The following is a 25,833-nucleotide window of genomic DNA, read 5'->3' as shown; positions in this document are numbered from 1 at the left end:
GGACGAGCACCGGGGGCGACCCCCGTGACCCCGGCCAGACCACCACCGGGGGCGCCCCGTGAGCAACATTCCGGAGACCGGACGGACCCAGCGGGTCCAGATCCGTCTCGTCGTCATCCAGGTCCTCGTCTTCTCCCTGCTCCTGACGCTCGGCGGGCGGCTCTGGTACCTCCAGATCCGCAACGGGCAGGAGTACACGGACGAGGCCAAGAACAACCACGTGCAGCAGGTCGTCCAGCCCGCCGTCCGGGGAGCGATCCTCGACGCACGGGGCGTGCCCCTCGCCGACAACGAGACCCGACTCGTCGTGTCCGCCAGCCGCACCGAGCTGATGAAGATGAAGGACGACGGCGTCGGCGTGCTCACCCGGCTGGCCGATGTCCTGGACATGAAGGCCAAGGACGTTCAGGACAAGGTCCGGCTCTGCGACGCCAAGACCCCGCAGCCCTGCTGGAACGGCTCGCCCTACCAGCCGATCCCGGTGACCGACGAGGCCACGACACAGCAGGCCCTCACCATCCGCGAGCGCGCCGAGGACTTCCCCGGCATCACCGCCGAACCCACCGCCGTACGCCGCTACGCCGCACCCGGCAAGGCCAACACCGCCCAGGTCCTCGGCTACCTCTCGCCGGTCACCGACGACGAGGTCACCAAGGCCCAGGACACCGAGTCGCCCTACCTGCGCTCCGACCAGGTCGGCCGCTCCGGCCTGGAGCGCACCTACGACAAGGAACTGCGTGGCAAGGCCGGTGTCACCCGCTACGAGGTCGACAACCTCGGCCGGGTCATCGGCCAGGCGCAGAACGACGAGGCTGAGCCCGGCGCCAGCGTCATCACCTCCATCGACGCCCGCGTCCAGTCCGTCGCCGAGTACGAACTCAACAAGGCGATGGAGACGGCCCGCAAGGAGATGGACCGCAACACCAACCAGCTCTACAAGGCTGACTCCGGCGCCGTCGTCGTGATGGAGGCCAAGACCGGCCGCATCGTCTCGATGGCGTCCCTGCCGACGTACGACCCCAACGCCTGGATCGGCGGCATCTCCGCCAAGGACTACGCCAAGCTCACCGGCAAGAAGTCCAACTTCCCGCTGCTGAACAGGGCCATCCAGGGCACCGCGGCCCCGGGCTCCATCTTCAAGGTGATCTCCTCGACCGCCGCGGTCAACGCCGGTTACCCGTTCGACGGCAACTACCCGTGCCCGAGCTCGTACTCCATCGGGGGCCAGACCTTCAAGAACTTCGAGTCCCAGGGCTACGGCAGCATCACCATCGGCCGTGCGCTCGAGGTCTCCTGCGACACGGTCTACTACGGCCTGGCGCACAAGGAGTGGCAGAAGGACGGCGGAAACAAGCCGAAGAAGAACCCGGGCGACTGGTTCTACAAGACGGCCCACCAGTTCGGCCTCGGCAAGGAGACCGGCATCGACCTCCCCAACGAGGTCTCCGGCCGGGTCCCCGACCGTCAGTGGAAGCAGAGCTTCTACGACGCCAACAAGACGTCGTGGTGCAAGCAGGGCAAGAAGGACGGCACCTACGTCGAGAAGATCGCGTACGAAGGCTGCATCGAGGGCTACAAGATGCGTGCCGGTGACTCCGTCAACTACTCCATCGGCCAGGGCGACACGCTCGTCACCCCGATCCAGATGGCGACCATCTACGCCGCGATCTCCAACGGCGGAACCCTGTACGACCCGACCGTCGGCAAGGCGATCGTCAGCGGCGACGGAAAGACCGTCCAGGAGATCAAGCCCCGGTCGCACGGCAAGCTCCCCTTCAAGGGAGACACGCGCGACGAGATAGACGAAGCCCTCGCGGGAGTCGCGACCCGGGGCAGTGCCGCATGGCGGTTCGGCGGATGGCCCCAGGACAAGATCCCGATGCACGCCAAGACGGGCACGGCCGAGGTCTACGGCAAGCAGACGACCTCCTGGTTCGCCACGTACACCAAGGACTACTCGATCGTCATGACGATCTCTCAGGGCGGTACGGGTTCCGGGGCCTCCGGTCCCGCCGTGCGCAACATCTACAACGCGCTCTACGGACTCGACTCCGCCGGCAAGCAGAACCTCAAGAAGGCCCTGCTGCCCAAGCCCCAGAAGGCACTGCCCAGGATCAAGCCCGACGGCCAGATCGAGTCGCCGAAGATCAAGCCCTACGTCCCCGAGCCGCCCGCCGAGGACGGTACGCAGGCCCTTGCCGCAGTCCTCGCCGGAGCCCCGGGGAGGCGGGACTGATGGCAGGCTTCTCCGTCTCGCGCTACGCCCCCGAGCGTTCCTCCTGGGCCAAACTCACCGCCCGCGACTCCGTCGTGCGGCGGCTGGACTGGCCACTGCTCGGCTCGGCGGTCGCCCTGTCGTTCGTCGGCTCGCTCCTCGTCTGGTCGGCGACCCGTGGCCGCGACTCGCTGACGCACGGCGACCCGTACTACTTCCTCTTCCGGCACGCGCTGAACACCGGAATCGGCCTGGGGCTGATGATCGGCACCGTGTGGCTCGGCCACCGCACCCTCCGGGGCGCGGTGCCGGTCCTCTACGGCATCTCGGTCGTGCTGGTCCTCGCCGTCCTCACCCCGCTGGGTGCGACCGTCAACGGCGCGCACGCCTGGATCCTCCTGCCTGGCGGGTTCTCCCTCCAGCCCTCCGAGTTCACCAAGATCACGATCATCCTCGGCATGGCCATGCTGCTCGCCGCCCGTGTCGACGCCGGCGACCAGCAGCACCCCGATCACCGGACGGTCGCCAAGGCGCTCGGAGTGGCCGTCATCCCTATGGCGGTCGTCATGCTGATGCCCGACCTCGGTTCCGTCATGGTCATGGTCGTCATCGTGCTCGGCGTGCTCCTCGCCTCGGGGGCGTCCAACCGCTGGGTCTTCGGACTCCTCGGCGCGGGCACGGCGGGCGCGGTGGCCGTCTGGCAGCTCGGTGTGCTCGACGACTACCAGATCGCCCGCTTCGCGGCCTTCGCCAACCCGGCGCTCGACCCGGCCGGAGTCGGCTACAACACCAACCAGGCCCGCATCGCGATCGGCTCCGGCGGACTCTCGGGGACCGGCCTCTTCAACGGTTCGCAGACGACGGGCCAGTTTGTCCCCGAGCAGCAGACCGACTTCGTGTTCACCGTCGCCGGTGAGGAGCTCGGGTTCCTCGGAGCCGGACTGATCATCGTCCTGCTCGGCGTCATTTTGTGGCGCGCCTGCCGGATCGCCCGGGAGACGACCGAGCTGTACGGGACCGTCGTGGCCGCCGGGATCATCGCCTGGTTCGCCTTCCAGTCCTTCGAGAACATCGGCATGACGCTCGGGATCATGCCGGTGGCGGGACTCCCGCTGCCCTTCGTGTCGTACGGAGGATCCTCGATGTTCGCCGTCTGGGTGGCCATCGGGCTGCTCCAGTCGATCCGGGTGCAGCGGCCGATAACGGCCTGAGCCCACGAGCTGTCCTGCATGACCGCGCCGATCGTGGATAGATTCGTCCTATGGCGGACTCGAAGCGTGAGGTCGAGCGGAAGTACGAAGCGACTCCCGAGACCCGGCTGCCGGACCTGACCCGCGCAGCCGGGGTCTCGTCCGTCGTCCACCGGGGCCTGAGTGAACTCGACGCCGTCTACTACGACACCGAGGACTTCGCACTGGCCGCCGGCTCCCTCACGCTGAGGCGCCGGACCGGAGGCGGCGACGCCGGGTGGCACCTCAAGTTCCCCGTGTCCGCCGACGTCCGCGACGAGATCCGGGCCCCCCTCGGCGACGACCTGCCGGCCGAATTCGCCGGACTGCTCCGATCCCGCGTGCGCAACGCGAAGGTGGTCCCCGTCGTACGGATCCTCTCCGCGCGCGACGTCCATCACCTCCTCGACGAGGACGGCGCCCTGCTCGCCGAACTGAGCGTCGACGAAGTCCTCGCCGAGCGCCTCACCGAGGAGGGCCGCGGCACCACCTCGGCCTGGACGGAGCTGGAGGTCGAGCTGGCCGACGACGTGGACCCCGCCGTACTCGACGCCGTGGAGCGCCGGCTGCGCAAGGCCGGTGTCCACTCCTCCGCCTCCCCGTCCAAGCTCGCCAGGGCACTGGCCGAGACGGCTCCCGAGAAGCGGCCGAAGGCCCGGAAGGCCGGGCCCCCGCGCACTGCGGGCGACCACGTGCTCGCTTACGTACGCCGCCAGACCGAAGCCGTCGTCCGGCTCGATCCCGCCGTGCGCCGCGACCTTCCCGACTCCGTCCACCGCATGCGGGTCGCCACGCGGAGGCTGCGCAGTGCCTTCAGGACGTACCGCAGGATCCTCGACCACACCGTCACCGATCCGCTCCGCGACGAACTCAAGTGGCTGGCCGGCGAGCTCGGGACCGGACGCGACCAGGAAGTCCTCGACGCCCGGCTCCGCTCCCGTGTCGCCGGGCTGCCCGACACCCTGGTCCTGGGTCCCGTGACCGCCCGGCTGGACCTGGCCTCTGTCGCCGCGGGCGCCGGGGCGCGGCGCCGGGTCGCCGACGTACTCGACAGCGAGCGTTATCTCGACCTGCTGGACGCTCTGGACGCCCTCATCGAAGATCCCCCGCTCAGGCGCGCTGCCGCCAAGGACCCCAAGGACGAGCTGCCCCGCGCGGTGCTCAAGGACTACGCCCGCCTTGCCGACCGCGTCGGCCACGCCCTCGAACAGCCGGCCGGCCCGGAGCGTGACCTGGCGATGCACGAGGCGCGCAAGGCCACCAAACGTGTCCGCTACGCCGCCGACCTCGCGAGGCCGGCGCTGGGCGCGCCCGCCAAGGAGTTCTCCCGGCGGATGAAGTCCGTGCAGTCGGTCCTCGGCGACCACCAGGACAGCGTCATGGCCCGGGACGCCCTGCGCGCACTCGCGGTCCAGGCTCACGGAGCGGGGGAGTCCGCCTTCACCTGGGGACTCCTGTACGGCCGTGAGGAAGCGGCGGCGCAGGCGCGGGAACGGGAACTGCCCGAAGTGTGGGCGCGGGCGTCGCTGCCCCGGCTGCGGGCGGCACTGGAAGGCTGAGCACCGGGTTACGCTAGATGGTCACCCCTGCCAGCTACGAAGGTCCTCAGATGTCTGCCGAGTCGGTCTTCCCACAGCTCGAAGCTCTGCTCCCGCATGTGCAGAAGCCCATCCAGTACGTCGGCGGTGAGCTGAACTCCACCGTCAAACCGTGGGACGAATGCGACGTCCGCTGGGCACTCATGTACCCGGACGCCTACGAGGTCGGGCTGCCCAACCAGGGCGTCATGATCCTTTACGAGGTGCTCAACGAGCGCGACGGCGTCCTCGCCGAACGCACGTACAGCGTGTGGCCGGACCTCGAGGAGCTGATGCGCGAACACCAGGTGCCGCAGTTCACCGTGGACAGCCACCGCCCCGTCGGTGCCTTCGACGTGTTCGGCCTGAGCTTCTCCACCGAGCTCGGCTACACCAACATGCTCACGGCCCTGGACCTCGCGGGCATCCCGCTGGAGTCCAAGGACCGGACCGTGGACCACCCGATCGTGCTGGCGGGCGGCCACGCCGCGTTCAACCCCGAGCCGATCGCGGACTTCATCGACTGCGCGGTGATCGGCGACGGCGAGCAGGCGGTCCTGGAGATCACCGAGATCGTCCGCGCATGGAAGGCCGAGGGCCGGCCCGGAGGCCGCGAGGAGGTGCTGTTCCGCCTCGCGAGGACGGGCGGCGTCTACGTCCCCGGCTTCTACGACGTCGAGTACCTCCCCGACGGCCGCATCGGCCGCGTGGTACCCAACAAGTCCGGCGTGCCGTGGCGTGTGTCCAAGCACACGGTCATGGACCTGGACGAGTGGCCGTACCCCAAGCAGCCGCTCGTCCCCCTCGCCGAGACCGTCCACGAGCGGATGTCCGTCGAGATCTTCCGCGGCTGCACCCGCGGCTGCCGTTTCTGCCAGGCCGGCATGATCACGCGCCCCGTGCGGGAGCGAAGCATCACCGGCATCGGCGAGATGGTCGAGAAGGGGCTCAAGGCCACCGGCTTCGAGGAGGTCGGCCTCCTCTCCCTCTCCTCCGCGGACCACTCCGAGATCGGTGACATCGCGAAGGGCCTCGCGGACCGGTACACCGAGGACAAGATCGGCCTCTCGCTGCCCTCCACCCGGGTCGACGCCTTCAACGTCGACCTGGCCAACGAGCTGACCCGCAACGGCCGCAGGTCCGGACTCACCTTCGCCCCCGAGGGCGGCTCCGAGCGCATGCGCAAGGTCATCAACAAGATGGTCTCGGAGGAGGACCTGATCCGCACGGTCTCCACCGCGTACGGCAACGGCTGGCGCCAGGTGAAGCTGTACTTCATGTGCGGCCTGCCCACCGAGACCGACGAGGACGTCCTCCAGATCGGCGACATGGCGGTCAACGTGATCGCCAAGGGCCGCGAGGTATCCGGCCAGAACGACATCCGCTGCACCGTCTCCATCGGCGGCTTCGTGCCCAAGCCCCACACGCCCTTCCAGTGGGCCCCGCAGCTCAGCGCCGAGGACACCGACGCCCGGCTGAAGAAGCTCCGGGACAAGATCCGGGACGACAAGAAGTACGGGCGCTCCATCGGCTTCCGCTACCACGACGGCAAGCCGGGCATCGTCGAGGGCCTGCTCTCCCGTGGTGACCGCCGCGTCGGTTCCGTCATCCGCGCGGTGTACGAGTCCGGCGGCCGCTTCGACGGCTGGCGCGAGCACTTCAGCTACGACCTCTGGATGAAGAGCGCCGAGAAGACGCTGCCCGCCTTCGGCGTGGACGTCGACTGGTACACCACCCGCGAGCGGACGTACGAGGAGGTCCTGCCCTGGGACCACCTGGACTCCGGCCTCGACAAGGACTGGCTCTGGGAGGACTGGCAGGACTCACTCGACGAGACCGAGGTCGAGGACTGCCGCTGGACGCCGTGCTTCGACTGTGGCGTGTGCCCGCAGTTCGACACATGGCCACAACTGAGTGAGAGCGGTAAAAAGATGCTTCCGCTCACGGTCAAGAAGCCCTAGTGACCAGCGGAGATGCCGTCCGGCGGATGGCTGAGGCGCTGGCCGGCACGACCGATGCTGAGCGTGACGAGATTCTTCGAGGGCTCGGGGCGAAGGAGCGTGAGCAGCTTCCTCGCCCATCGCGGCGCACGCCGCTCCCTGCCCCTCGGCAAGACGCGCGCATCGTCTCTGCCGTGGAGTGGATCTAGGTAAAGGGCGTCCGGCCTGACACAGAGCCGGACGCCTTTTGCGTTCTCTGGGCATCAGCGGCCCCTGGCCGAACCGTGGTGGGCGCGACCGCGTCCGCCTTGAACTGCGGCGGGTAGTTCTTCATGACCACGAGATGTCCGTTCTCAGATCCTCAGGATCCAGTGTCTCGTGTGTCCAACATCCGGGGTCAAGGCCCGATCGCGGGGTTCATCTCGCGCGCCGTCGGCCGGGTACTGGCCTGGCTGGTGCGGCATCTGGTCGCTGCTCCGGCGGCGTGGGTCTTCCGCGCGGTGTGCACACCGGTGGGTCACTTCCTGCGCGACGCGGTCTGGGCTCCCGCCCGACGGGCGGCACTGGACACGGGCCGCGCGGTCCGTGGCGCGCTGTCCACGGCACGGGAGACGCTGCGCGCGGCGCGGCGGGACACGTGGCGTGCACTGGTGGGACCGCCGCAGGTCGGGGACGCGCGGAAAACGGAAGGGTCCGCTGCGCGTACCCTGGGTAGGACAACGACTGTCCCCAGCGCGGCGCCCGCGTCCGAGATCTCCCCGCAGCACGGCAGAACCGCCGAGCGGGGGTGAACCGGAACGGCACCCCGGGGCACCCTGTACTTCGTGGGCGGCACGCCACCGCGGCCGCCCCGCACCGAGGAGAAGAACCACTGGGCAAGCGACAGCCCGAAGGCCCGCCGCCCGCACCGGCGGTGCAGCGCATCCGACTGCGCTACACCAAGCGGGGCCGCCTCCGGTTCACCAGTCACAGAGACTTCCAGCGTGCCTTCGAGCGGGCGCTGCGCCGCTCCGAGGTGCCCATGGCCTACTCGGCCGGATTCACCCCGCACCCCAAGGTGTCGTACGCTAACGCCGCCCCCACGGGTACGGGCAGCGAGGCCGAGTTCCTGGAGATCGCCCTCACCGAGGCGCGGGATCCCGACACCCTCCGCAAGCTGCTCGACGCGTCGATGCCCGACGGGCTCGACGTGATCGACGCGGTGGAGGTCCGCACCTCCGGCCTGGCCGAACGGCTGACCGCCTCCGTATGGGAGATGCGGCTGGACGGGGTCGGCGTGGAGGACGCGAAGAAGGCCGTGGCCGCGTTCCTGGACGCCGGGACCGTCGAGGTCCAGCGCCGGGCCAAGAACGGCATGCGGAGCTTCGACGCCCGCGCCGCCGTCGCCGACCTGCAGGCTCTTGATCCACAGTCTGATAGGCCCGGGGACAGGCCCTGTGCGATACTGCGGCTGGTAGTGCGGCACGTGACACCTGCCGTGCGACCCGACGACGTCCTTTCAGGTCTCCGAGTTGTGGCCGACCTGACGCCGCCGGTCCCCGCAGCGGTGACCAGGCTGGCGCAGGGGCTCTTCGACGAGGAGTCCGGCACGGTGACCGACCCGCTCGCGCCCGACCGCGAGGCAGCCCCGGCCGTTTCCACGGCCGATCCGGCCGCCGCCGCGGCGGCGCCGGAAGGTGCAGGTTCCGCGTAAGGCGGTCGTCGTAGCGCAGCCCTCTGACTCGGGAGCCATCTGGGTCGGGCCGCGCACCGCCCCATAAGACTTTCGCCAGGCCGTGCGTAGCGCGTACGGAACCGGCGAGCCAGACATCAGTTCCCGTGCGGCGCCCGCGCCCCGGACGGCGGTACCGCGCACATCGCGCGAATCGCGTCGGACCGGAATCAGGTGTGGCGCCCGGGAACGCGACGGGAGAACCGCCCGCATGCACGAGCAGAACGAATCCGGCACGACCGGAAACAGCGAAGACAACACCCCCGGGGACAAGCTGCCGCCGCGCCGCAGGCGCCGTGCGGCTTCCCGCCCCGCCGGCCCGCCGTCGGGCGCGCCGGGTACGGCCCCCGCCGAGGAGGTCACGCCGGCAGCGGCCGCTCCCGAGGAGCCGGCGGAGACCGCCCCGCCGGTCCGCGCGCGTCGCCGTGCGGTCCGCAAGGCCACGGCTCCGGCCGGTGCGCCGCAGGCCGCCGAGGTCGTCGAGACCGTCGCCGAACCCGTCGTCGAGACCCCGGCCACCCCTGAGGCCGAGGAGCCGGCCGAGGCCGCCCCGCCGGTCCGCGCGCGTCGCCGTGCGGTCCGCAAGGCCACGGCTCCGGCCGGTGCGCCGCAGGCCGCCGAGACCGTCGCCGAACCCGTCGTGGAGACTCCGGCGGAGGAAGAGGCCGACGAGGCCCCCGTCGTCGAGGCCCCGCGTGGCCGGCGCCGCGCCACTCGCAAGGCGACCGCCCCGGCGGGCGCCCCGCAGCAGGCCGAGACAGTCCCACAGGACGAGCCCGCGCAGGCCGACGAGCCCGTCGCCGAAGCGGCCGTGACCGCGGAGCCCGCCGCCGCGCCGCGTGGCCGGACGCGGCGCCGCGCGTCGGCTCCGGCCGGTGCGCCGCAGACTGCCGAGGCCGGACAGGACGCCCGGACCTCCCAGGCGGAGGCGCCGGCCGAGCCCGTTGCCGCTCCGGCGGCCGAGTCCGCTCCGGCCGACGAGCCCACCGAGGCGCCGCGTGGCCGTCGCCGCGCTTCCCGTAAGGCGAGCGCCCCGGCCGGCTCCCCGCAGCCCGTCGAGGAGGTCGCCGAGGCGACCGCCGAGAACGCCGAGAGCCTTCCCGCCGCCGTGGCCGAGGAACTGGCCACCGAGACCGAGCAGGTCGAGGAGGCCGCGCCGCGAGGCCGTCAGCGCCGCCGCGCCACCGCCGCGGCCGGCCGCCCCGAGTTCACGGGCAAGGCCGAGGAGCCGGCCCGCAAGGGGCGTCGTGCGACGCGCCCCGCCGTGGCCGTGTTCCAGGCCCCCGTGTTCGCCGAGCCGATGTTCCAGACCCCCGAGACGGCGGCCGCCGCAGCGGCTGCCGCGGGTTCCGCACCGGCGTACGACGAGAGCGACGAGGCCGAGGAGCAGAAGTCCACGGAGCGCGCGCCCCGCACGGCGGAGCCGGTGAAGGCCGCTGAACCCGCGGAGTCGGCGGAGGCCGCACCGCAGGGCGGTTCGCGCCGTCGGCGCCGTCGCCGCGGCGAAGCCGTCGAGACCGAGCCTGCCGCGACCCCGGTCACGCTCCCCGCCGAGCAGGCGGCCCCGGCCGCAGCCCCCGTCGAGGACGAGAACGAGGCCGAGACGGACGCCGAGCACGAGGGCGACGAGTCGGACGAGTACGGGGACCGGCCCTCGCGCCGTCGCCGTCGCGGTGGCCGCCGCCGCCGTCGCGGTGAGGCCAGCGACTCGGACGACGTCGAGCAGGACGACGCCTCGGCGGACCACGCCGATGACGAGCAGGCGCAGGACGACGAGGACGACGACGATCACGAGTCCTCCTCCGGCTCCAGCAGCAGCCGTCGCCGTCGCCGTCGTCGCCGCCGCAGTGGGGACGCCTCCGGCGAGGACTCGGGCGGCGGTACGGACGACCCGGAGCGCACGGTCGTCAAGGTCCGCGAGCCGCGTGAACGGCGTGCCAGGGAAGCGGCCGAGCGCGAGCCCGGCACCGGCTTCGACGAGGTCCAGTCCATCAAGGGCTCGACCCGCATGGAGGCCAAGAAGCAGCGCCGCCGCGAGGGCCGTGAGCAGGGCCGTCGCCGCGTCCCGATCATCACCGAGGCCGAGTTCCTGGCGCGCCGCGAGGCCGTCGAGCGCGTGATGGTCGTCCGCCAGAGCGGCGAGCGCACCCAGATCGGCGTCCTCGAGGACAACGTGCTCGTCGAGCACTACGTCAACAAGGAGCAGGCCACCAGCTACGTCGGCAACGTCTACCTGGGCAAGGTGCAGAACGTCCTGCCCTCCATGGAGGCGGCCTTCGTCGACATCGGCAAGGGACGCAACGCCGTCCTGTACGCCGGCGAGGTCAACTTCGAGGCGCTCGGCATGGCGCACGGACCCCGCCGCATCGAGACCGCGCTGAAGTCCGGCCAGTCGGTCCTCGTCCAGGTGACGAAGGACCCGATCGGCCACAAGGGCGCCCGCCTGACCAGCCAGGTCTCGCTGCCCGGACGCTACCTGGTGTACGTGCCCGAGGGCTCGATGACCGGCATCAGCCGCAAGCTGCCCGACACCGAGCGCGCACGGCTTAAGACCATCCTGAAGAAGATCGTTCCCGAGGACGCGGGTGTCATCGTGCGCACCGCCGCCGAGGGCGCGAGCGAGGACGAGCTGCGCCGTGACGTCGAGCGGCTGCAGCAGCAGTGGGAAGAGATCCAGAAGAAGTCGAAGAACACCAGCAGCTCCAACGCGCCGACGCTGCTCTACGGCGAGCCGGACATGACGGTGCGGGTCGTCCGGGACATCTTCAACGAGGACTTCTCGAAGGTCATCGTCAGCGGTGACGACGCCTGGGAGACCATCTACGGCTATGTCTCTCACGTGGCACCGGACCTGACGGACCGTCTGTCGCGCTGGACCTCCGAGGTCGACGTCTTCGCGACGTACCGCATCGACGAGCAGCTGATGAAGGCGCTGGACCGCAAGGTCTACCTGCCGAGCGGCGGTTCGCTGGTGATCGACAAGACCGAGGCGATGGTCGTCGTCGACGTCAACACCGGCAAGTTCACCGGGCAGGGCGGGAACCTCGAGGAGACCGTCACCAAGAACAACCTGGAGGCGGCCGAGGAGATCGTGCGCCAGCTGCGGCTGCGCGACCTCGGAGGCATCGTCGTCGTCGACTTCATCGACATGGTGCTGGAGTCCAACCGGGACCTGGTGCTGCGGCGTCTGCTGGAGTGCCTGGGACGCGACCGTACGAAGCACCAGGTCGCCGAGGTCACCTCGCTGGGGCTGGTCCAGATGACGCGTAAGCGGGTCGGCCAGGGTTTGCTGGAGTCCTTCTCCGAGACCTGCGTCCACTGCAACGGGCGCGGTGTGATCGTCCACATGGAGCAGCCGGCGTCCGCAGGTGGAGGCGGTGGCGGCAAGCGGTCCAAGAAGCGCGGTCGCGGTGGCGCGGGACACGAGCACGACCATGACCAGGCCGACCACACGGGCGAAATCGAGACCGAGACCGAAGCCGAGGTGGCGGCCGAGGTCGCAGCCCCGGTGGCGCTGCCCGAGCCGGAGTTCGTCGCCGACGAGGAGCTGTACAGCAGCCCCGCCGAGGCCGAGGCGGCAGCGGGACGCGGTCGTGGCCGCCGGCGCGCGACCCGTAAGGCCACGGCTCCGGCCGGCGCTCCCGCCCCGGTGGCGGAGCCCACTCCGGCGCCGGTGGCCGAGGAGAAGCCGCAGGCGGAGCCCGCCGTCGAGGCCGAGACCCCGGCACCTGCGGCCCCCGAGACGGAGGCGGCCCCCCAGGCGGAGGCCGCACCTGTGGCCCGTACCCGTCGCAGGGCGACGCGCAAGGCGACCGCTCCCGCAGGCTCGCCGAAGCAGGCCGATGTGACCCCCCCGGTGCACCCGGCCGAGCCCGCGGCGGACCCCGTCGCGGTCGAGGACCCGGTCGTCAAGGCCCCGGCGCCCGCCCCATCGGACGAGGCGGCCGAAGCAGAGGCGCCGGCGCCGCGAGTGCGCCGCCGTGCGACCCGTAAGGCCACCGCTCCCGCCGGGTCACCGGCGGGCGCCGAAGAAGCCGCGGCCATCGTGGTCACCGGTGACGGCTCCGACACGCCCGAGGCCCCCGAGGCCGAGGTGTCGGAATCCGGTACTCCGGTCAAGAAGGCGGCTGCGCGCAAGACGGCCAAGAAGGTCACGGCGAAGAAGGCGGCCCCCAAGAAGGCCGCCGCCAAGACGGTCGCGAAGAAGACCACCGCGAAGAAGACGACGACGAAGAAGGCAGCGGTGAAGAAGACCGTCGCGGCCGAGCAGTCGTCGCCTTCGGTGACGGCTTCGGCTTCGCCCGCCGACTCCGGGCCGACCGCCGACTGAGTATTTCGTGATCGGCTGCACTGCCATTCGTGTCCCGCTCCCGAGCATTGGGGGCGGGACACGGGCTTTGTTTCAGAACTGATGCAGTAGCGGCTCAACGGGCCTGAAATCGCCTGAGAAATCCCTGATAATGTGACGGCGGTCGCTGCCTGTGAGGTTCCTGGATGGACGTCACGGTCGGTGACCGACCCGGTTCAGGACAGACCGGGCCCAGATTCCTCGGTGGGGCGTCGGCATTGTGCCGGTGGGGTTATGCGCGGCCTCGTAGGACGTCCCGCACCCCGGACCTCTGCCTGTGAAGAGCTCTTGCGGTGTTCAAGGAGGACGTCCATGACGAGCATCAACGAGCAGCCGATTCCTGCTGCCCGCCCGGTTATCGGTGAAGAAGAGATCGAGGCTGCGGTACGCGTGCTGCGCAGCGGTCGCGTGGTGCAGGGGCCGGAGGTCGCGGCGTTCGAGGAGGGGTTCTCGGAGCTGGTCGACGGCCGTCACTGCGTCGCCGTCAACTCCGGCACCTCGGCGCTGCACATGCTCCTTCTGGCCCTGGGCATCGGCCCGGGCGACGAGGTGATCGTCCCTTCGTTCTCCTTCGCGGCCTCCGCCAACGCCGTCCGGCTGGTCGGCGCCGACGTAGTGTTCGCCGACATCGAGCCCGGCAGCTACGGCCTGGACCCGGCTGCCGTCGAAGCGGCGATCACTCCGCGCACGGCCGCCATCATGCCGGTGCACCTCTACGGTCACCCGGCGGCCATGGACAAGCTCATGCCCATCGCGGCCAAGCACAAGCTCGCCGTCGTCGAAGACGCGTGCCAGGCGCACGCGGCCGCTCTGAACGGGACCCCGGTCGGCGCGTTCGGCGAAGGCGGAACGTTCAGCTTCTACCCGACCAAGAACATGCACGCCCTCGAGGGCGGCATGGTCACCACGGCCGACGCCGAGCTCGCCCGCACCCTGCGCCTTCTGCGCAACCAGGGCATGGAGCAGCGTTACGCCAACGAGATCGTCGGCGCGAACATGCGGATGACGGACGTCGCCGCCGCGGTCGGCCGCGTACAGCTCGCCAAGGTCGGCGGCTGGACCGAGCAGCGCCGCGCCAACGCCGCGTACCTCGACGCGCACATCAGCGCCCCGAACGTGACGACGCCGCCGGTCGCCGACGGCGCCCGCCACGTCTACCACCAGTACACGATCCGGGTTCAGGGCGACCGCGAGTCCGCGATGGCCAAACTCACCGAGGCGGGCATCGGCAACGCCGTCTACTACCCGACCCCGATCCACCGGCTCAAGCCGTACTGGGAGCCGGACCAGAAGGCCGGCCGGAACTGGGACCTCCCGGAGACCGAGCGGGCCGCCGCCGAGGTCGTGTCGCTCCCCGTGCACCCGTCGCTCGGCGAGGGTGACCTGGAGCGGATCGCCAACGCCGTGAACGCACTGGGGGAGAGCCTGTGAGCGCCGCAGTCCTGAAGGCCGGTCTCGTCGGGCTCGGCTCCATGGGGCGTCACCACGCCCGTGTGCTCGCCGGGCTCGAAGGCGTGGACCTGGTCGGCGTCGTCGACCCGATGGGCGACAAGAACGGCTGGGCGCAGGGCGCCCCCGTGCTGTCGACCGTCGAGGAGCTCATCGCCCTCGGCATCGACTACGCGGTCGTGGCCTGCCCCACCGCGCTGCACGAGTCGGTCGGCCTGCAGCTGGCGGAGGCCGGCGTGTGCGCGCTGATCGAGAAGCCGCTCGCCGACACCATCGAGGGCGCCCGCCGCCTCGTCGAGGCCTTCGAGTCGCGCGGCCTGGTCGCCGGCGTCGGCCACATCGAGCGCTGCAACCCGGCCCTGCGTTCCCTGCGCAGCCGCCTGGAGGCAGGTGAGCTGGGCGACGTGTTCCAGGTCGTCACCCGCCGCCAGGGCCCCTTCCCGCACCGCATCGCGGACGTCGGCGTCGTCAAGGACCTCGCCACCCACGACATCGACCTCACGGGCTGGGTGACCGGCCAGACGTACACCTCGATCGCGGCCCACACCGTCTCGAAGTCCGGCCGCCCGCACGAGGACATGGTCTCCGCGGTGGGCCAGCTCTCCGACGGCACCATGGTCAACCACCTGGTCAACTGGCTGAGCCCGCTCAAGGAGCGCTTCACCTCGGTCACGGGCGAGCGCGGCTGCTACATCGCCGACACGCTCACCGCCGACCTCACGTTCCACTCGAACGCAGCGGTGACCACCGAGTGGGAGGCGCTGCGCGCGTTCCGCGGGGTGTCCGAGGGCGACATGATCCGCTACGCGATCCCGAAGCGGGAGCCGCTGCTCGTCGAGCACGAGCTCTTCAGGGACGCCGTGCTGGGCCAGTCGGCCGACATCTGCACGCTGCGGCAGGGGTTGCGTACGGTCGAGGTGGCGGCAGCCGTTCTGGAATCGGCATCGACCGGGCGTTCCGTGCGCCTGGATGACAGAGAGACGTTGCCCGAGGTCGTGGCGAATTGACCGAACCCGATGTCACCGTCGTCGTAGCCGTTTTCAATACGATGCCGTACCTCACCGAGTGCCTCAACTCGCTCGTGGGGCAGAGCATCGGCACGGACCGGCTCGAAGTCATCGCCGTGGACGACGGATCGACCGATGAGAGCGGCAAGGAACTCGACCGCTTCGCCGCGAAGTATCCGGACACCGTCAGGGTGATCCACCAGGAGAACTCGGGCGGTCCGGCGGCGCCGAGCAACCGTGCGCTGGACCTGGCGACCGGCCGTTACGTGTACTTCATCGGCTCCGATGACTACCTCGGCCCAGAGGCACTGGAACGCATGGTGGCGTGCGCGGACGAGCACGGTTCCGACGTGGTCGTGGGCAAGATGGTGGGGACGAACGGCCGTTACGTCCACCAGAAGCTCTACGCCGCGACAGCCCCGGACATCAGCCTGTACGACTCGGCCCTGCCCTACACGCTGGCGAACACCAAGTTGTTCCGCCGTGAACTGGTGGAGGAGCACCACCTCCGCTTCCCGGAGGACCTTCCGGTCGGAAGCGACCAGCCGTTCACGATCGAGGCGTGCGTCCGGGCCCGGAAGATTTCCGTCCTCGCCGATTACACGTACTACTACGCGGTGAAGCGGGGGGACGCCAGTAACATCACCTACAGGGCCGATCACCTGGCGCGGCTCCGCTGCACCGAGAAGATCATGAAGCACACGGCCGGCCTGATCGCTCCGGGGCCGGACCGCGACGCAGTGTTCAAGCGTCATTTCGAGTGGGAGCTCTCCAAGCTTCTGCTGGCGGACTTCCTCACGCTCGATCCCGCAACCCAACGCCAGGTGTGCGAGGGCATCGGCGCGCTCTTGGACGAGTACTTCACGGACGGTCTGCGCGACGGAACGGGTGTCACCCGGCGGGTCCGCTTCGGTCTCGCCCAGCGCGGCGCCGTCGACGAACTCTGCCGCGCGCTCAGGGACGAAGCCGAGCACGGCGCTCCACCCTTCCTGCTGGAGGACGGCCGGGCCTTCGCGGCCTACCCGGGCTTCCGGGACTCTGCGGTCGGGCTGCCCGACCGTTTCTACGAGGTGCTGGACGAGGGAGTGGCGGGCCGGCTCGCGAAGCACACGGAGCTGGAGTCGGTCGAGTGGGAGCAGGGGGGCGCACAGCTGTCGCTCGTGCTGTCGGTGCGGCTCGGTATCGTGGGGGACACGTCTGCCGCGACGGTCGCCCTGGCGAAGGGCGCGATGCCGAAGGGCGCGGACAAGCCCGGGGCCCGTCGGCTTTCCGCCGAAGCGCGACGAACGCGATCCGTCGGTGAGTTCGGCAGAGAGCTCGTGCAGGACGGTACGAGGACACGGCTCACCGCTCGCATCCCGATCGAGCAGGTCAACGCCAAGCGCGGGGTCCGCGTCTATGCCGAACTGGCGGGCTCGACCTATGAGATCCCCGTGAAGTCCGGCGGGCTGCCGATGCCCCTGGCGCGTCGATGGGGGCGGGGCGTCCCGTACCGCGTGGCGGCCAACGTGAATCCCAAGGGGCGCGTCGTCATCACGACGGCTCCTCTGTGGGAGACCAAGTCCGGTGTATTCAGGCGCCTGCGCCGCAAGCTGTCCAGGCTGAAGAGGAAAGTAAACCGATGAACATCTGTGTAGTCGCGCTCGGCAAGATCGGCCTTCCGCTCGCCGTGCAGTTCGCAGCCAAGGGCCACAAGGTCATCGGCGCGGACGTCAACGAGAAGGTCGTCGAGCTGGTCAACGCTGCCACCGAGCCGTTCCCCGGCGAGTACGACCTGGACGTCAAGCTCAAGGAGACCGTGGGCGCCGGCCTGCTCTCCGCGACGACGGACACCACGGCTGCGGTCGCCGCGTCCGACGCCGTCGTGGTCGTCGTCCCGCTGTTTGTGGACGCCGAGGGCACCCCGGACTTCGGGTGGATGGATTCGGCGACGAAGGCCATCGCCGCGGGTCTGAAGCCCGGCACCCTCGTCAGCTACGAGACCACGCTGCCGGTCGGCACCACGCGTACCCGCTGGGCGCCGATGCTCGCGGAGGGTTCGGGGCTCACCCCGGGGCGCGACTTCCACCTGGTCTTCTCGCCTGAGCGGGTGCTGACCGGCCGCGTCTTTGCCGACCTGCGCCGCTACCCCAAGCTCGTCGGCGGTATCGACGAGGCGTCCGCGCAGCGGGGCGTGGAGTTCTACGAGGCCGTGCTTGACTTCGACGACCGCGAGGACCTGCCGCGGCCGAACGGTGTCTGGGACCTGGGCACGGCGGAGGCCTCCGAGCTCGCCAAGCTCGCCGAGACCACCTACCGCGACGTCAACATCGGTCTGGCCAACCAGTTCGCCCGGTTCGCCGACAAGAACGACATCGACGTCAAGAAGGTCATCGAGGCCTGCAACAGCCAGCCGTACAGCCACATCCACCAGCCGGGTATCGCCGTCGGCGGTCACTGCATCCCGATCTACCCGCGGATGTACCTGTGGAACGACCCGGAGGCGACGGTCGTGCGCTCGGCCCGTGAGGCCAACGCCGCGATGCCCGAGTACTCCGTCGACCTGCTGGCCGCCGCCTACGGCGACCTGGACGGCGTCGGGGTCCTCGTGCTGGGCGCCGCCTACCGTGGTGGCGTGAAGGAGACCGCCTTCTCCGGCGTCTTCGGAGTCGTTGAGGCCCTCAAGGCGCGCGGCGCGGTGCCGTTCGTCTCGGACCCCATGTACACCGCCGACGAACTGACCGCGCACGGCCTCGTGCCGCACGAGGGCCAGGCCGTCACCGCCGCGATCCTGCAGGCGGACCACGCCGAATACCGCGAACTGGCCGCCTCCGACCTGCCGGACGTCCGTGTCCTGGTCGACGGGCGCCGCACGACGGACCCGGCCAACTGGGCCGGCGTACGCCGCGTCGTCATCGGCGGCTGAAATGCAGAACAGCAGAGGAACCAAAGACATGTCAGGAAGTCGCCCCGGACGAGTTGTGATGCTCGTCGACAACACCATCGACGGTGACTCACGGGTTCAGAAGAGTGCACGGGCCATGGCGGACGCGGGCTGGGAGGTGCACCTCATCGGGCGTGCCCCCGCATCGGGTCCCGACATGTACCCGATCGGTGAGGCCCAGATCCACCGGCTGTCTCTGAAGCGTCTCCCTCCCCGCCCCACCCTCCGCAGGCGGGTGTCCAAACTCCGTTACCCCTTGTCCTACAAGAACCAGGACCAGGCGCTGCTCATGTCCCGGAGCATCAAGGTCGACTGGGCCGAGCTCGAGATGAGCACCGCGGGTGACGGGGCGCGCACCGGTATCGCCCGGCGCCCGCGAACCGCCCAGCTGCCGTTGGTCGCGCAGCGCACCGCGGGAAGGCTGCGGCGCGGCACGATCAAGGCCCGGGTTCAGCAGACGAAGCACCGCACTGCGAACTGGGGTGACAAGGACGGCGCCTGGGAAGAGGTGGAGCGACGTTTCTGGAGCACCACGATGGGGGACCGCGCCTGGCGGCGTCTGGACCCCCTGCCGCTCCGTTACGAGCTCAGCTACCGGGACAAGATCGAGGAGCTGCAGCCGGACCTGATCCACGCGCACGACTTCCGCATGATCGGCGTCGCGGCCCGGGCCGCGGTGCGGGCACGCAGGGCGGGACGCAACGTGCGGGTCATCTACGACGCGCACGAGTTCGTGCCCGGTCTCGCGCAGGCCAACCGCTCGAAGAAGTGGCTGGCCTCGCAGGTCGCCTACGAGCGTGAGCACATCGGCTACGTCGACGCGATCGTGACCGTGTCTCCCGCGCTCGCCGAGATGCTGGAGACCGCGCACGGCCTGTCGGAGCGCCCGATCGTCACGCTCAACGCTCCGCCCAAGCTCGTACCCGGCGCGGACGACGGGACTGGCTGGACCACGCCCGAAGGGGCGAAGGACGTCCGCCAGGCCTGCGGGCTGGGGCCGGACACCCCGCTCTCGGTGTACTGCGGCGGAGCCGCGCCGCAGCGCTGCCTGCACACGATCGTGGAGTCGCTGCAGTACTCCCCGGGGGTCCACGCGGCCTTCATGATCAACAACCTCGACGGCGACTATGTGAACTCCTTGCGGGCTCTCGCCGCCGACCTGGGCGTGTCCGACCGGATCCACCTGATGCCGTACGTTCCGTACGACGTCCTGGTGAGCTTCCTGTCCACCGCGGACGTGGGCATCCACCCGCTGCGCAAGGGTCCCGTCAACCACGAGGTCGCGCTGAGCACGAAGTTCTTCGAGTTCATGCAGGCTCGGCTGCCGGTGGTCGTCAGCGATGTCAAGGCCATGTCGGACGAGGTCACCCGCGTCGGCAACGGCGAGATCTTCCGTTCCGAGGACGCCAAGGACCTGGCCAGGGCCGTAGGGATGGTCCTCAACGACCGGGCCCGCTACACGAAGCCGTACGACCGCAGCGGCATGCTTGACGAGTGGAGCTGGGAAGCCCAGGCGGAGAAGTACGTTCTCCTCTACGAGCGACTGCTGAAGGACCTCGCCTGACCGCGCCGCCGGTCCGGACGATACGTTCTGCCCGGCGGCCTGCCTGACCCCGTACGACTTGATACCGCGACGCCGAAGGGCTCACCCGCGCGAGGCGGGTGAGCCCTTCGTGCTTCTGCGGAGCGGGATCAGCCCTTGGGAAGGGCCTGCTCCATCAGTTTGACCACACGCTGCGCGGCGGTACCGTCGCCGTACGGAGCGCCGTGCGGAGCCTCCGGTGCGCGGCGGGTCGCCAGCGCGGCCCACTCGGCGGGAGCCATGTCCTGCGGGTTGGGCACCAGGTGGTTCCACCCGTCTTCCAGGGTCTCCACCCACTCTGTCTCCGGACGGATAGTGGTGCAGACACGGTCCAGGAGGAACGCCTCCTTCTGGAGGCCGCCCGAGTCGGTCACCACGCCGGAGGAGGCCAGCACCGCGGCGACCAGCCCCGCGTACGGAAGAGGGCGCCCCACGTGGACCGAGCCCTGGGCCAGGTCGATGCCGTGCTGCTCCGCGCGCGCCGTCAGACGCGGGTGCGCGAGCAGGGCCACCGGCAGCGGCAGCCCGGCCAGCGCCTCCACGATGGCGGCCAGCCGGGCCGGATCGTCGGTGTTGTCCGGACGGTGCAGGGTGGCCAGCAGGAACGGCTGTGCGGGGTCGATGCCCTCGGGCAGCGCCGGGGCGGGGTGCTCGCCCGCCAGCACCGAGTCCCGGATGCGCAGGCAGATGTCGACCATCACGTCGCCGGCCAGCTCGGCGCGCTCCGCCAAACCCTCGTCGGCCAGATGACGCATGGCCTCCTCGGTGGGAGCCAGTAGGAGATCCGCACAGTGGTCGGTGAGCACACGGTTGTGCTCCTCGGGCATCCGGCGGTTGAACGACCGGAGCCCCGCCTCCAGGTGGGCGACGGGCAGATGCTGCTTGACCGCCGAGAGCGCCCCCGCGATCGTCGAGTTCGTGTCGCCGTACACCAGGACCCAGTCGGGCTGCTCGGCGTCGAGCACCGGGTCGAGGGCGGAGAGCACGGACCCGGTCTGCACGCCGTGGCTGCCGGAACCGACACCCAGGTGCACATCCGGGTCGGGGATGCCCAGTCCGGAGAAGAAGACGTCCGAAAGGTCCGCGTCGTAGTGCTGCCCTGTGTGGACGATGACGTGCTGGTGGTCGGTCTGGGCGAACGCTGCTGCCACAGGCGCCAGCTTTACCAGCTGCGGACGGGCACCGACGATGCTGATGACTTTCATTGAATACTCTTCTTCTCAGTCATGGGTCTTGGCGGGCTCGGGTCCGGATGTCCTGCTGCGTCCGTCCTCGGCCTGCGGGACGCGGGCGGACGGTTGGCGCCGCCCGGGCCGTTGCGCCGAAGCAGACGTTCGAGCGGATGTTCCACGCCATGGTAGGCAATGGCGGCGACCGTAAGGCTCACCGCCAGGACGGTCAGCCAGAGCGCCGCGGTCTCGCCCCATGTGTCGGGTCTGCCGACTCCTCCCACCGCCGCCCTGATCACGATCTCGTGGAAGAGGTACCAGGCGAAGGACCAGTGTCCGAGCCGGACCATCCAGGGACCGGCGAGGCAGGTCCGCCGTCCGTCCAGGTCAGCTGTGGCCGCGGCTGCCACCAGCAGGGCGAAGAGGGGCGCCGACAGCATCTGGGAGGCGCTGTACGGGCTGTACCAGAGGGTGTCGGGTACGGCCCGGGACCACGGCACGAGCGCCACGTGCCACGCCACGACCAGGGCGACGGCAGCGCCGAGGCCGACCGGTGGACGCCACCCGCGCTTCACGGCGAGACCGGCAGTCACACCGAGGACGAACTGCAGGGTGCGGGTGGGCGGGAAGTAGTCCAGGGCCCAGAGGCGGATCGCCGGCTCGGCGATCATGGCCCCGGCCAGCCAGGCGGCCACGCAGGCGACGGAGAGGACCACGGCACTGTTCCGCCGGCCTCGTGCCGTTCGCATGAAGGGCAGTACCAGCAGGACGGGGAAGAGCAGATAGAACCAGGCCTCGTCACTGAGTGACCAAGCGGCGGGGTTGCCACCGACGAGGTACTCCCGCCCGGGCATCCAGGAGTTGACGAGCCCCAGGGTGGCGGCGACGCCCCTGAGCGAGATGTCCGTCCCCAGCACGTGCCACACCAGGACGGAGACCGCGGTCGAGACGGCCAGCAGAGGCCAGATCCTGGCGAACCGCCGCCAGAGGAAGACCACTGCGGGAACGGTCTTGCCGTCGTACGTCCAGGCCAGGACGAAGCCCGACAGTACGAAGAAGAAGGTGACCCCGCTGCGGCCGTACCAGGTGACGTCACTGATCCAGGGGAGCGTCCCGGTCTGGCGGGACAGGTGGTAGAGGACGACGGCCAGGGCGGCCCAGAAACGCAGCCCGGTGAGTGAGGCCAGCCGGTCGCGCGTGCCGACGCTCGGTACTCGTTCCGCCGGCACCGGGGTCACCACTTTCTTCGGCCGGGCAGGGAGGGCGCCGGCAGTGAATTCCGCGACAGCGCAGGTACGTCCGGTCCGCGGTAACGGCGTGCCACCGAATCAGACCGCCCGCTCTGCGAGAACACCGTCGTGCTCCTCGTGCAGCGCGCCCGTCTGCGGGCACTCCCAGACACCCGGCTCGTCGGTCCGCTCGACGAGCTTGACGCCGCTGCGGCCCACCCAGCCGACCCTGCGGGCAGGCACGCCCACGACCAGGCCGAAGTCCGGGACGTCCTTGGTCACCACCGCGCCGGCCGCGACCATGGCCCAGCGGCCGATCCGTACGGGGGCGACACACACCGAGCGCGCGCCGAGCGAGGCGCCCTCGGCGACCTTCACGCCCACGGCCTCCCAGTCGCCGCCGCGCTTCTGCTTGCCCTCGGGGTCGACGGAGCGCGGGTTGTGGTCGTTGGTGAGGACCACGGCGGGACCCACGAAGACGCCGTCGCCCAGCTCGGCCGGTTCGTACACCAGGGCGTAGTTCTGCAGCTTGACGTTGTTACCGATCTGCACGCCGGTGCCGACGTACGCACCGCGGCCGATCACGCAGCCCTCGCCGAGCTTGGCGCCCTCGCGGACCTGGGCGAGCTCCCACACGCTGCTGCCGTCCCCGATCTCGGCGGTCTCGTCGACCTGGGCGCTGGGCTGGACCCTGTAGTTCACGTGCTGTGCCTTCCTGGCGGGCGGACTTGCCAGGAGAGCATACGAGTTCGACGGCCCGGCTGCCGTGTGCGGGCAGGGACGAAGGAGCGGCTACGCAGGGGGTCCGGCCGCCCAGCTCCGTTCAACCGGGGGGCGAGGGTCCCTCCCGTTCGCACAGGACCCGGTTTGACCCCCCGGACCCCGCCGCGTAGCCTTGACCCTCGGCGTCGTTCTGTGCGCCTACCCCCTGAGCACATCCCTCCCGGTGATCCGTCCCCGGGGGAGGCCGCTCATCCTTCCGGACTGTCGTGGGCCCCGGCCCATGCGGGCGGCTGGCATCAGGGGATCCGTCCCGAGTGAGAGAGAGATCCGCGTGTACGCCATCGTGCGCAGCGGTGGTCGCCAGCACAAGGTTGCTGTCGGCGACATCGTTGAGGTTGACAAGATTCCCACCGCCAAGGTTGGCGACACGGTCGAGCTCTCGACCCTGCTCGTTGTCGACGGCGACGCCGTGACCAGCGACCCCTGGGTGCTGGACGGCATCAAGGTCCAGGCCGAGATCGTGGACCACCACAAGGGCGCGAAGATCGACATCCTTCGCTACAAGAACAAGACGGGTTACCGCCGTCGCCAGGGCCACCGCCAGCAGTACACGGCGATCAAGGTCACCGGTATCCCCGCGGCTGCGAAGTAAGGGACTGAGGAGACATGGCACATAAGAAGGGCGCATCCTCCACTCGGAACGGGCGCGATTCCAATGCTCAGCGGCTCGGCGTGAAGCGCTTCGGCGGTCAGGCCGTCAACGCCGGTGAGATCCTGGTCCGCCAGCGCGGTACCCACTTCCACCCGGGCACGGGCGTCGGCCGTGGCGGCGACGACACGCTGTTCGCGCTGACCGCCGGTGCGGTGGAGTTCGGTACGCACCGTGGCCGCAAGGTCGTGAACATCGTTCCCGTCGCTGCCTGAGTCAGGCGACGACCGAACGACACAGCACCTTCCGAGGGCGGATCTCAGCTTTCCCGGTAGACGGGGAAGCGGGTCCGCCCTCGGCGCGTTACGTCAAGAGACATTCCCGTATTTTTCCGCAGTACCAGGAGGCACCCACCCATGACCACCTTCGTGGACCGCGTCGAGCTGCATGCCGCCGCGGGTAACGGAGGCCACGGCGTGGCCTCCGTACACCGTGAGAAGTTCAAGCCGCTCGGAGGCCCCGACGGGGGCAACGGCGGGCGCGGCGGCGATGTGATCCTCGTCGTCGAGCAGGCCGTGACCACGCTGCTGGACTACCACCACCACCCTCACCGCAAGGCCACGAACGGCCAGCCCGGCGCCGGTGACAACCGCTCCGGCAAGGACGGCCAGGACCTCGTGCTGCCCGTCCCGGACGGCACCGTCGTCCTCGACAAGGCCGGCAACGTCCTCGCGGACCTCGTCGGGCAGGGGACGACCTTCGTGGCGTGCCAGGGCGGCCGCGGCGGCCTCGGCAACGCGGCGCTGGCCTCGGCCCGCCGCAAGGCGCCCGGCTTCGCGCTGCTCGGCGAGCCGGGGGAGAGCCGGGACATTGTCCTGGAGCTCAAGACCGTCGCCGACGTCGCGCTCGTCGGTTATCCGAGCGCCGGGAAGTCCTCGCTGATCTCGGTGCTCTCCGCGGCCAAGCCGAAGATCGCGGACTACCCGTTCACGACGCTCGTCCCCAACCTCGGCGTCGTCACCGCGGGCTCGACCGTCTACACCATCGCCGACGTCCCGGGGCTCATCCCGGGCGCCAGCCAGGGCAAGGGCCTCGGCCTGGAGTTCCTGCGGCACGTCGAGCGCTGCTCCGTCCTCGTGCACGTCCTGGACACCGCCACGCTGGAATCGGACCGTGACCCCGTCTCCGACCTCGACATGATCGAGGAGGAGCTCCGGCTGTACGGCGGCCTGGAGAACCGGCCGCGCATCGTCGCCCTCAACAAGGTCGACATCCCGGACGGCCAGGACCTCGCCGACATGATCCGCCCGGACCTGGAGGCCCGCGGATACCGCGTCTTCGAGGTCTCGGCCATCGCCCACAAGGGCCTCAACGACCTCAGTTACGCCCTTGCCGGGATCATCGCAGATGCGCGTGCCAGCAAGCCCAAGGAGGAGTCGACCCGGGTCGTCATCCGCCCCAAGGCTGTCGACGACGCCGGCTTCACGGTCACCCTGGACGAGGACGGCATCTACCGCGTGCGCGGCGAGAAGCCCGAGCGCTGGATCCGTCAGACCGACTTCAACAACGACGAGGCCGTCGGCTACCTCGCCGACCGGCTCAACCGTCTCGGTGTCGAGGACGCACTCCGCAAGGCGGGTGCCCAGGCCGGCGACGGCGTTGCCATCGGTGCCGAGGAGAACTCGGTCGTCTTCGACTGGGAGCCGACCATGGCCGCCGGCGCCGAGATGCTCGGCCGTCGGGGCGAGGACCACCGCCTGGAAGCTCCGCGCCCCGCCGCCCAGCGCCGCCGTGAGCGCGAGTCGGACCGGGACGACGCTCAGCGCGAGTACGACCAGTTCGACCCCTTCTAGTGCCCCTCCCGGCAAGCTTTGCCCCGTCGCGCCGCCCAGCACGCACGCTCGCTGCGTTGGCCAAAAGCCCTGGTAGCTCCGCTACAAGGACTTCCGGCCGCCTTGCGATCGCACGCACCGGACGACGCTCCTACCGGGCAAACATTGCCGGTCGCGGCACTAGACAGTGTTCCGGCCGCTCCCGCAGCTCGCGGGAGCGGCCGCTTTCACAGAGAAATGCCAGGTAGCG

The 25,833-nt window shown here is 70.2% G+C and carries 18 protein-coding genes; 15 read left to right on the top strand and 3 right to left on the bottom strand.

The window, feature by feature from the left end; all coding sequences use genetic code 11:
- Positions 1 to 58: 58 nt before the first annotated feature.
- From mrdA to ACFU5K_RS01880, 12 genes are all read left to right on the top strand, one after another.
- On the top strand, positions 59 to 2,236 hold the full coding sequence (gene mrdA, locus ACFU5K_RS01935; RefSeq protein WP_384055416.1) for a penicillin-binding protein 2: 2,178 nt from the start codon (positions 59 to 61) through the stop codon (positions 2,234 to 2,236).
- Positions 2,236 to 3,426: a rod shape-determining protein RodA gene (gene rodA, locus ACFU5K_RS01930; protein WP_384055413.1), complete on the top strand. Its 1,191-nt coding sequence runs from the start codon at positions 2,236 to 2,238 to the stop codon at positions 3,424 to 3,426. The genes mrdA and rodA overlap by 1 nt, the downstream gene beginning before the upstream one ends.
- A 50-nt stretch (positions 3,427 to 3,476) precedes the next feature.
- The gene (locus ACFU5K_RS01925) at positions 3,477 to 5,003 is read left to right on the top strand and encodes a CHAD domain-containing protein (RefSeq protein ID WP_384055410.1); all 1,527 of its coding nucleotides are present in this window, start codon (positions 3,477 to 3,479) and stop codon (positions 5,001 to 5,003) included.
- Positions 5,004 to 5,053: 50 nt separating this feature from the next.
- Positions 5,054 to 6,982 carry a TIGR03960 family B12-binding radical SAM protein gene (locus ACFU5K_RS01920; protein WP_384055407.1) on the top strand — a complete coding sequence of 643 codons (1,929 nt, stop codon included), beginning with the start codon at positions 5,054 to 5,056 and terminating at the stop codon, positions 6,980 to 6,982.
- A gap of 359 nt (positions 6,983 to 7,341) precedes the next feature.
- Positions 7,342 to 7,752 carry a hypothetical protein gene (locus ACFU5K_RS01915; RefSeq protein WP_384055404.1) on the top strand — a complete coding sequence of 137 codons (411 nt, stop codon included), beginning with the start codon at positions 7,342 to 7,344 and terminating at the stop codon, positions 7,750 to 7,752.
- 122 nt (positions 7,753 to 7,874) lie between these two features.
- Positions 7,875 to 8,654 carry a TIGR03936 family radical SAM-associated protein gene (locus ACFU5K_RS01910; RefSeq protein ID WP_384055401.1) on the top strand — a complete coding sequence of 260 codons (780 nt, stop codon included), beginning with the start codon at positions 7,875 to 7,877 and terminating at the stop codon, positions 8,652 to 8,654.
- A 229-nt stretch (positions 8,655 to 8,883) separates the two neighbouring features.
- A complete protein-coding gene (locus ACFU5K_RS01905; RefSeq protein WP_384055398.1) occupies positions 8,884 to 13,002 on the top strand; it encodes an Rne/Rng family ribonuclease in 4,119 nt (1,372 codons plus the stop codon).
- A 330-nt stretch (positions 13,003 to 13,332) separates the two neighbouring features.
- On the top strand, positions 13,333 to 14,451 hold the full coding sequence (locus ACFU5K_RS01900) for a DegT/DnrJ/EryC1/StrS family aminotransferase (protein WP_384055395.1): 1,119 nt from the start codon (positions 13,333 to 13,335) through the stop codon (positions 14,449 to 14,451).
- Positions 14,448 to 15,476, top strand: coding sequence for a Gfo/Idh/MocA family protein (locus ACFU5K_RS01895; protein ID WP_384055392.1), 1,029 nt, complete (start codon positions 14,448 to 14,450; stop codon positions 15,474 to 15,476). The genes ACFU5K_RS01900 and ACFU5K_RS01895 overlap by 4 nt, the downstream gene beginning before the upstream one ends.
- Positions 15,473 to 17,101 carry a glycosyltransferase family 2 protein gene (locus ACFU5K_RS01890; protein WP_384055389.1) on the top strand — a complete coding sequence of 543 codons (1,629 nt, stop codon included), beginning with the start codon at positions 15,473 to 15,475 and terminating at the stop codon, positions 17,099 to 17,101. Before ACFU5K_RS01895 ends, ACFU5K_RS01890 begins: the two co-directional genes overlap by 4 nt.
- Positions 17,098 to 18,381: a nucleotide sugar dehydrogenase gene (locus tag ACFU5K_RS01885; protein ID WP_384055386.1), complete on the top strand. Its 1,284-nt coding sequence runs from the start codon at positions 17,098 to 17,100 to the stop codon at positions 18,379 to 18,381. Before ACFU5K_RS01890 ends, ACFU5K_RS01885 begins: the two co-directional genes overlap by 4 nt.
- 28 nt (positions 18,382 to 18,409) lie before the next feature.
- On the top strand, positions 18,410 to 19,963 hold the full coding sequence (locus tag ACFU5K_RS01880; protein WP_384055384.1) for a glycosyltransferase family 4 protein: 1,554 nt from the start codon (positions 18,410 to 18,412) through the stop codon (positions 19,961 to 19,963).
- Between the two features lie 128 nt (positions 19,964 to 20,091).
- Here the strand turns inward: ACFU5K_RS01880 and wecB are convergent, their stop codons facing one another.
- The 3 genes from wecB to ACFU5K_RS01865 all read right to left on the bottom strand — a co-directional run bounded on the left by wecB (position 20,092) and on the right by ACFU5K_RS01865 (position 23,081).
- A complete protein-coding gene (gene wecB / locus ACFU5K_RS01875) occupies positions 20,092 to 21,186 on the bottom strand; it encodes a non-hydrolyzing UDP-N-acetylglucosamine 2-epimerase (protein ID WP_384055381.1) in 1,095 nt (364 codons plus the stop codon).
- Positions 21,183 to 22,379: an acyltransferase family protein gene (locus ACFU5K_RS01870; RefSeq protein ID WP_384055378.1), complete on the bottom strand. Its 1,197-nt coding sequence runs from the start codon at positions 22,377 to 22,379 to the stop codon at positions 21,183 to 21,185. The genes wecB and ACFU5K_RS01870 overlap by 4 nt, the downstream gene beginning before the upstream one ends.
- A 99-nt stretch (positions 22,380 to 22,478) precedes the next feature.
- On the bottom strand, positions 22,479 to 23,081 hold the full coding sequence (locus ACFU5K_RS01865; RefSeq protein ID WP_384055375.1) for an acyltransferase: 603 nt from the start codon (positions 23,079 to 23,081) through the stop codon (positions 22,479 to 22,481).
- Positions 23,082 to 23,433: 352 nt separating this feature from the next.
- On the opposite strand from ACFU5K_RS01865, the gene rplU reads away from it, so the two are divergent.
- The 3 genes from rplU to obgE all read left to right on the top strand — a co-directional run bounded on the left by rplU (position 23,434) and on the right by obgE (position 25,604).
- The gene (rplU, locus tag ACFU5K_RS01860) at positions 23,434 to 23,754 is read left to right on the top strand and encodes a 50S ribosomal protein L21 (protein WP_018551604.1); all 321 of its coding nucleotides are present in this window, start codon (positions 23,434 to 23,436) and stop codon (positions 23,752 to 23,754) included.
- Between the two features lie 14 nt (positions 23,755 to 23,768).
- Positions 23,769 to 24,026: a 50S ribosomal protein L27 gene (gene rpmA / locus ACFU5K_RS01855; RefSeq protein ID WP_014045902.1), complete on the top strand. Its 258-nt coding sequence runs from the start codon at positions 23,769 to 23,771 to the stop codon at positions 24,024 to 24,026.
- Between the two features lie 141 nt (positions 24,027 to 24,167).
- Positions 24,168 to 25,604 (top strand): GTPase ObgE, encoded by a 1,437-nt coding sequence (gene obgE / locus ACFU5K_RS01850; protein WP_384055372.1) that lies wholly within the window; start codon positions 24,168 to 24,170, stop codon positions 25,602 to 25,604.
- Positions 25,605 to 25,833: the final 229 nt, after the last annotated feature.

It is taken from the genome of Streptomyces sp. NPDC057428, assembly GCF_042803195.1.
Taxonomy (GTDB): Bacteria; Actinomycetota; Actinomycetes; order Streptomycetales; family Streptomycetaceae; genus Streptomyces.
This window is presented reverse-complemented; position numbering and strand designations above follow the sequence as displayed.